The organism is Achromobacter sp. (genome assembly GCF_032113835.1).
In the GTDB taxonomy this organism is placed as follows: Bacteria; Pseudomonadota; Gammaproteobacteria; order Burkholderiales; family Burkholderiaceae_B; genus Achromobacter.
The window spans coordinates 1-6,584 of sequence record NZ_DAMCTG010000152.1; the positions used below are offsets into that span (position 1 = coordinate 1).

The 6,584-nt window shown below is 63.2% G+C and carries 6 protein-coding genes and 3 tRNA genes; 4 read left to right on the forward strand and 5 right to left on the reverse strand.

Going from position 1 to position 6,584, the window contains the following annotated elements; all coding sequences use genetic code 11:
* Positions 1-14 precede the first annotated feature (14 nt).
* Positions 15-263 carry a hypothetical protein gene (locus tag RT697_RS26580; protein ID WP_175124227.1) on the forward strand — a complete coding sequence of 83 codons (249 nt, stop codon included), beginning with the start codon at positions 15-17 and terminating at the stop codon, positions 261-263.
* A gap of 48 nt (positions 264-311) precedes the next feature.
* On the opposite strand, the gene RT697_RS26585 is transcribed toward RT697_RS26580, so the two are convergent.
* Positions 312-1,196: a LysR family transcriptional regulator gene (locus RT697_RS26585; protein ID WP_313702624.1), complete on the reverse strand. Its 885-nt coding sequence runs from the start codon at positions 1,194-1,196 to the stop codon at positions 312-314.
* Between the two features lie 130 nt (positions 1,197-1,326).
* On the opposite strand from RT697_RS26585, the gene RT697_RS26590 reads away from it, so the two are divergent.
* Positions 1,327-1,923 carry a short chain dehydrogenase gene (locus RT697_RS26590; RefSeq protein ID WP_313702625.1) on the forward strand — a complete coding sequence of 199 codons (597 nt, stop codon included), beginning with the start codon at positions 1,327-1,329 and terminating at the stop codon, positions 1,921-1,923.
* 203 nt (positions 1,924-2,126) lie between these two features.
* Here RT697_RS26590 and RT697_RS26595 read toward each other — a convergent pair.
* Positions 2,127-2,203: transfer RNA gene (locus RT697_RS26595), tRNA-Arg, on the reverse strand.
* A gap of 166 nt (positions 2,204-2,369) precedes the next feature.
* Between RT697_RS26595 and RT697_RS26600 the strand changes: the two genes are divergently transcribed.
* A complete protein-coding gene (locus RT697_RS26600) occupies positions 2,370-2,591 on the forward strand; it encodes a DUF3079 domain-containing protein (RefSeq protein ID WP_313702626.1) in 222 nt (73 codons plus the stop codon).
* A 159-nt stretch (positions 2,592-2,750) separates the two neighbouring features.
* Here the strand turns inward: RT697_RS26600 and RT697_RS26605 are convergent.
* Positions 2,751-2,827 (reverse strand) — tRNA-Arg (locus tag RT697_RS26605).
* Between the two features lie 140 nt (positions 2,828-2,967).
* Positions 2,968-3,044, reverse strand: a tRNA-Arg gene (locus RT697_RS26610).
* Positions 3,045-3,261: 217 nt separating this feature from the next.
* On the opposite strand from RT697_RS26610, the gene acpA reads away from it, so the two are divergent.
* Entirely contained in the window at positions 3,262-5,001 is a 1,740-nt protein-coding gene (acpA, locus tag RT697_RS26615) for an acid phosphatase (RefSeq protein WP_313702627.1), read from the forward strand.
* A 189-nt stretch (positions 5,002-5,190) separates the two neighbouring features.
* On the opposite strand, the gene RT697_RS26620 is transcribed toward acpA, so the two are convergent.
* Entirely contained in the window at positions 5,191-5,706 is a 516-nt protein-coding gene (locus tag RT697_RS26620) for a DUF2199 domain-containing protein (protein WP_313702628.1), read from the reverse strand.
* Between the last annotated feature and the right edge of the window lie 878 nt (positions 5,707-6,584).

Here is a 6,584-nt window from a genome sequence, read left to right on the forward strand (position 1 = left end):
TGGAGGTATTGAATATGCTCGGCACCGCAAGACGATTGACCGACGTGCTCGCCACGTCGCCCGATGGCACGTTGTATCGCATCGAACGTTTCGTTTCCGATCCTGGCGCGTATTCCGCGCTGGGCACGCCGCGCTTCGATCCTAAGACCCACTGCGTCTGCCGCACCAGCTCCGGTGAAAAAGTCGCGTGGCTGGGCGGTCAGACCTATCAGTTGCTCAAGAGCGGCACGTCCCTGACCGCGGTGGACCGACGACGCGCCTGACGGCCGCCGCTACTACGCACCACCGCAGCCCGCCACCACTACCCGCCACTACCGCCCGAAGCGCGTCATCACGAAATCGACGAATGTCGTGAGTTTGGGCGGGGCCTGGCGGTCCTTGGCGTACAGCAACGTGATGGGCCGGGCCACCGGCCAGTAAGGTTGCAGGATGGGCACCAGGCGGCCGGCGCGCACGTCGTCGGCCAGCAGCAGCTCCGGCTGCAGCACGATGCCAAAGCCCGCCAGCGCAGCCTGCCTGAGCGCCTGCCCGTTGTTCGACACGAACCGCCCTGTCGGATACCCCATCTCCCCGCCCTCGTCCGTACCCAGCCGCCAGCCGGTGCGCCGGCTCCAATGCGAGAAGTCCAGGCACTGATGCCGCGCCAGATCGCCCGGCACGGCCGGCGTGCCGTAGCGCGCCAGATACGCCGGCGCCGCGCAGATGATCATCTGGTAAAGCCCGATGCGGCGCGCCACCAGGCCAGAATCAGCGGGCTCACCAATGCGCAGCGCCACGTCGAAACGCGATGCCACCACGTCTTCCACCATGTCGCTCAGCGACAGCTCCACGCTGACGTCGGGATAGATCGACAGGTATTCGGCGATCGCCGGCGCCAGCGCAAAAGATCCGAACGACACCGACGAGGTGATGCGCAGATGCCCGCGCGGCGCCGAACGCAGCGCCTCCGCGCCCTGCTCCGCGTCGCGGATGTCGGCCAGGATCGTCTTGCAGCGCGCGAAATAGGCCTGACCCGCCTCGGTCAGGCTCTGGCGTCGCGTCGTGCGGTTCATCAGCCGCAGCCCCAGCCGGTCTTCCAGGCCCTTGACGTGCTTGGCCGCCATGGCGGGAGACATATCCAGTTGCGCCGCGGCGGCAGACAGGCTGCCCAGCTCAACCACCGCCACAAAGACTTCCATGCTGAGCAGGCGATCCATGGATTACACACTCCGAGTATTGACTGATCCGACAATTCTAGGATTTTTCAGACGGAATGCCGCGCGCAGAATGCATCCATGCGTCGGGTCCTTACCGGCGCTCCCCTTATCGGCATTTCCGGAGAATTTCATGAAGATCATCCTCATCGGCGCAAGCGGCACCCTCGGAAGCGCCATCGCGCGCGAGCTGGGCCAGCGGCACGACATCATCGCCGTCGGCAAGACCCGCGGCCAATATCAGGTCGACGTGACCCGCAGCGACAGCATCCGCGACCTGTTTGAACGTGTCGGCAAGGTCGATGCGATCGTCTCGGCGACCGGCAGCCTGCACTTCGGACCGCTCGCCGACATGACGGCGGACCAGTTCAAAGTCGGCCTGCACGACAAGTTGCTGGGACAGGTCGACCTGGCGCTTATCGGCCAGCACTACGTCAACGCGGGCGGCTCGATCACGCTGACCAGCGGCATCCTGAGCGATGAACCCATCCGCTTCGGCGCCAACGCCGCCGCCGTGAACAGCGCCATCGACGGTTTCGTGCGCGGGGCGGCCGTGGAGCTGCAAGGCATCCGCATCAACGCGGTCAGCCCCACCGTCCTGCAGGAATCGCTGGACAACTATGGTCCGTACTTCCAGGGCTTCGAAGCTGCGCCGGCCAGCCGTGTCGCGCTGGCGTACAGCCGCAGCGTCGAAGGCGTGCAGACGGGGCGGGTATATCGCGTGTGGTGATGGCGGGCTTTGCCGCTGCCTGAAGAGCGGCCAAGGAATGCCGCCAAAGGAATGTGGCCAAAAGAATGTGGCCTGAAGAATGCGGCCAAAAATATGCCGCCAAAGAAAAAGCGGCTTGATGAATTCATCAAGCCGCTCTTCGCGTACGCATTGCTGCGTCTTTCTGGGTGAAACCATGCTGTGAAGCATGACCTCGAATAAGTTGGTGCGCCCGGCAGGATTCGAACCTACGACCCCCTGGTTCGTAGCCAGGTACTCTATCCAGCTGAGCTACGGGCGCCCCGAAAGAGGCGTGTTTATAACACGAAAGAATCGTGCCATGCAAATCGACCCCGTTTAAGTGGGGTGTCCGCACAGGCGGCTCCCCTGCCTTTGCGCGAAGTCAATGAAACTCACGGCCCGTCAGCAGTACGCTGAGTTCAACAAGAACACATCAGGCAGACAGCATGGCCAAGAAGTTTCCGCTACATCCCAAGCACCCCGAACGGATCTGCTGGGGTTGCGACCGATATTGCTCCACCGATTCCATGGCCTGTGGCAACGGCTCGGGCCGCACCATGCACCCGGCGGAATCGCTCGGCGATGATTGGTACCTGTTTGGAGACTGGGGCTTCGACGAAGCGGACGACAAGCCGCAAGCGAAAGAAAAGGAAGAAGCCGCGCATTGATGGGATGCGCATTGATCGATGCGGAGTGCATCAACGATTAGTGCATCAGTTTCACGTGCATCAATGCGCCGCACACAACAAAAAGGCCTTCGATTCAAGATCAAAGGCCTTTTCATTTTCTTTGCTGCTTTGACATCGCGGTGTTTAGACCGTGAAGTTTGGTGCGCCCGGCAGGATTCGAACCTACGACCCCCTGGTTCGTAGCCAGGTACTCTATCCAGCTGAGCTACGGGCGCTCCGGCAAAGAGGCAAAATTATATCAGAATAATCCCGCTCTTGCTTCACTACTTTTGCAGCAGTACTTTTGCATCACTGCTTTTGCTTTTTCGATTTTCCGCTGAAGATCCGCGCATGGCGAAAACAACCGCAAAAAACTTGGTGCGCCCGGCAGGATTCGAACCTACGACCCCCTGGTTCGTAGCCAGGTACTCTATCCAGCTGAGCTACGGGCGCTTGAAAAAGCAAGCCTTGAATAATAGCGCTGTTTCACAGGATGTGCAAGTCGGAGGGCATGCAGATGACTGCGTACAGCTTCCCGACAGCGGATGGTCACACCGATAGAACCTTGTCTCTTTAGCCTAGCGGCCGTTAACGATGCCGGCTGTCATCCGGCGATTTTCGTGACGCAATGACAGTGCGCCACGTCATCCGCAAGCTCAAGAGACCTCTCATGTCCGACAAAGACAAAAGCACTGGAGAACCTTCCCAGGACGCCCCCAGCACAACACCCGTACGCGCCACCCGACGCGGTTTTCTAACCGGCATCGCAGCGCTGGGCGCCAGCGCTGCCGCGATGGGCGCGCTGTCTGGGTGTTCCAATGACGACGACGATGACAGCCCTTCGACGCCCGCCCCGGCGCCTGCGCCGGAACCCACGCCGACGCCTGCGCCCGACCTCACCACGCAGTTGCGCGACAACGTCAAGACGCTGGTGGTGATCTTTGCCGAGAACCGCAGCTTCAACAATCTGTTCGCCAACTTCCCCGGCGTGGAAAAGCCGCTGTCCGCGCTGACGCCGGCCGACTACACGCAGCTCGATCGCGACGGCACGCCGCTGCCCGTGCTGCCGCCGGTCTGGAACGGCATGGTGCCCACGTCGCAGCAGGCCAACCACATCACCTACCAGGTCGACCAGGCTGCGGCCTACATGAACAATCTGTCCAACGCGCCCTTCGCGTTGCAGGGACCGCAAGGCGAACCCCTGCCGCAAGGCGTGGTGACGCGCGACCTCTGGCACGTGTTCTACCAGAATCAGATGCAGATCAACGGCGGCAAGAATGACAAATTCGTCGCTTGGGCTGATTCCGGCGCGCTCGTCATGGGTCACTACAGCGATTCCGCGTACAACTTGCGGCTGTGGAAGCTGGCGCAGGAGTTCGTGCTGTGCGACAACTTCTTCCAGGGCGCGTTCGGCGGCTCGTTCCTGAACCATCAATACCTGGTCGCGGCGCGTCCGCCCTTCTATCCCGACGCCGCCGGCTCGGTCGCCAAGACGCAGATCGCGCAACTGCAAAGCACGGATCCTGCCGATCCGCGCCTCGAACCCAAGGCCACGTCGCCCGCCAGCGCACTGACCGGCATTCCGCAGTTCGGCGCCAGCGCGCTCACGCCCGATGGCTACGGCGTCAACACCATGGCCCCGCCCTACTGGCCGTCGTTCAGCCGCGACGCCACGGACCCCACGCAGGCGGATCCGGCCAGCCCGCAAACCATGGTTGCGCAAACTCACGCCAACATCGGCGACCTGATGAGCGCCAAGGGCTTGGATTGGGCATGGTACGCAGGCGGTTGGAAAGCCGCCGTCGATTCGACGGCCAGCACGGGCTTTCCGTCGTCGCCGAACTTCCAGGCACATCACCAGCCGTTCAACTACTTCAAGAGCACGGGGCCCGGCACCGCGGCGCGCACGGCGCATATCCGCGACGGCGGCCTGGGCGACCTCAACTCCACCAACAAATTCCTGGCCGACGCCGAAGCCGGCACGCTGCCGCCGCTGACCTTCTACAAGCCGCAAGGCAACCTGAACATGCACGCGGGCTATGCGGACGTGGACTCGGGCGACCGCCACATCGCGCACATCGTGGACAGCCTGAGAAAGAGCAAGCAGTGGGAGAACATGGTGGTCGTGATCACCGTGGACGAAAACGGCGGCTGGTGGGATCACGTCGCGCCGCCGCAAGGCGACCGCTGGGGCCCGGGCACGCGCATTCCCGCGGTGATCGTGTCGCCTTTCGCCAAGAAGGGCACGGTGGACCACACCATCTACGACACGGGCTCCATCCTGCGTCTTGCCACCCGGCTCTTCGATCTGCCGATGCTCGATGGCCTGAAGGCGCGCGATGACGCCATGACGGCGCGTGGGCAAGCGGCGATGGGCGATCTGACGAATGCATTGACGTTCAGCGCCTGACGCGGGCTGGCGGGGCGGCTAATTTGGGGCGGCGGTCTGTCGGGCGGCGGTCCGTCGGGCGGCGGTCCGTCGGGCGGCGGTCCGTCGGGCGGCGATCATTAGGCGACGTGCCGTCGTGCAGCGATCATCAGGCGGCGTGCCGTTCGACAGCGATCCGTTCGGCGAATCGCCCGCCTACGCCGCGCCCGCCTACGCCCCGCCCGTCTCGCCATGCACCAGCAGCGCATAGATCTCCGCGACGCGGTCGGACGTAATCCCCTCGCGCTGCTCGACTGCCAACGGGTGGTCCGTCGGCTCCAGTTCGATGTACGGCCGGATGCCGTCGTCCCGAAGATGCACGTGCGTCTTCAGTCCGATCGTGTCGGGATATGGATCGAGCCGCGTCGTAAGCCAGCCAAACAAAGGCGGCGTGTGCGAACGCTTTGCCTCGTCCGACATGCGCACCCACGTCTCGTAGCTTTGCAGACTGAGCGACACCCACACGCCCCATACGAAAGGTTCAGGGTGACCCGCGATGGGCAGCTCGATGCAGCCGCGCACATAGAAGTGCTGTTCATCGATCACACAATCGTCGCTGCCCAGATCGCAACGTTGCTCGCGTTCTTCAGGCGGCACGGCGTAATACGTGGCGGGCGCATCGGCGCCGAAGCTCGGCAGGCCGTGGTGAACCTCGTCGCAGGTGGTGCATTTGAAAGAAAAATCCATTGCTGCTGCCTTCGTCAAGCTCGGGATGTGGTTGCTTGGGTGCTTTGATTTTCGCGTTTTCCGGCAGACTGAGCCGGGGCTTTAGATCTTTGCTGGTTGGTACGGTGCTGGTTCTTTAGGCGTCCGGCACGGTGGCGGCCCGGGGCGCGCGGGGCCACGATTGCGGTCCGGAGCCTTCGCTCCGGACTGCCCCTTCGTCATCTTCGTCCGCCTTCGGCTCCCTTCAGATTCCCTCGGGCGCATCGACGGCGCTCGCCTCCCCGGTGACCACGACGCCGTGCTGCTAGGGTCTTTGGTATGGGCGCTGCAAGACCTGTGGTCAGGGAAGGAGATCTGCGAGGCCGCCGGGTTGCTGCCGCCCGGGCGGCGGCAACCCGGCATCGGGTCGGTGGGTCGTCGTGGCGGTGTGCGCTGCGCGCTGGCGGACGTTGGTTTTCTAATGGGTCGCCTCACGTTGGGAGGGGCGGTGATGGGCGGCGCGGCGACGATCCGCCACAACTTGCCGACCCGTACGCGCCGCCCATCGGGCACTTGAGTTCAAGTGACGATTAGCAGCGACCTGTGCTCCCACGACGGTGTCAGACACCTGAATCAGTCCTACAAATCTGCCGGTGTCAGACACCCGATTCAGTCCTACAAATCCGTCGGTGTCTGACACCCGAATCAGTCTTACAGATCTGGCAGTATCGGGTACCCGGCAAAAGCGAGTGCCTTCGCCAAAATGGGTGTCTGACACCCTGGAAGCACCCTTCAAGCCTGCAGCCGGTCTATGCGGGTGTCAGACACCTAAGTGCTTCCTACTCGCGAAGCGTCGTCACCACAACGCAAGACGCCGCGTAAGTCTCCGGAGGCCGCCCGCGCGGCCGAACGGGGACGGG

Bases quoted from the DNA above. Each gene is read 5' to 3' on its own strand.
- RT697_RS26585 (WP_313702624.1), bottom strand. From the start codon at position 1,196: ATGGATCGCCTGCTCAGCATGGAAGTCTTTGTGGCGGTGGTTGAGCTG.
- RT697_RS26620 (WP_313702628.1), bottom strand. From the start codon at position 5,706: ATGGATTTTTCTTTCAAATGCACCACCTGCGACGAGGTTCACCACGGC.
- RT697_RS26580 (WP_175124227.1), top strand. From the start codon at position 15: ATGCTCGGCACCGCAAGACGATTGACCGACGTGCTCGCCACGTCGCCC.
- acpA (WP_313702627.1), top strand. From the start codon at position 3,262: ATGTCCGACAAAGACAAAAGCACTGGAGAACCTTCCCAGGACGCCCCC.
- RT697_RS26600 (WP_313702626.1), top strand. From the start codon at position 2,370: ATGGCCAAGAAGTTTCCGCTACATCCCAAGCACCCCGAACGGATCTGC.
- RT697_RS26590 (WP_313702625.1), top strand. From the start codon at position 1,327: ATGAAGATCATCCTCATCGGCGCAAGCGGCACCCTCGGAAGCGCCATC.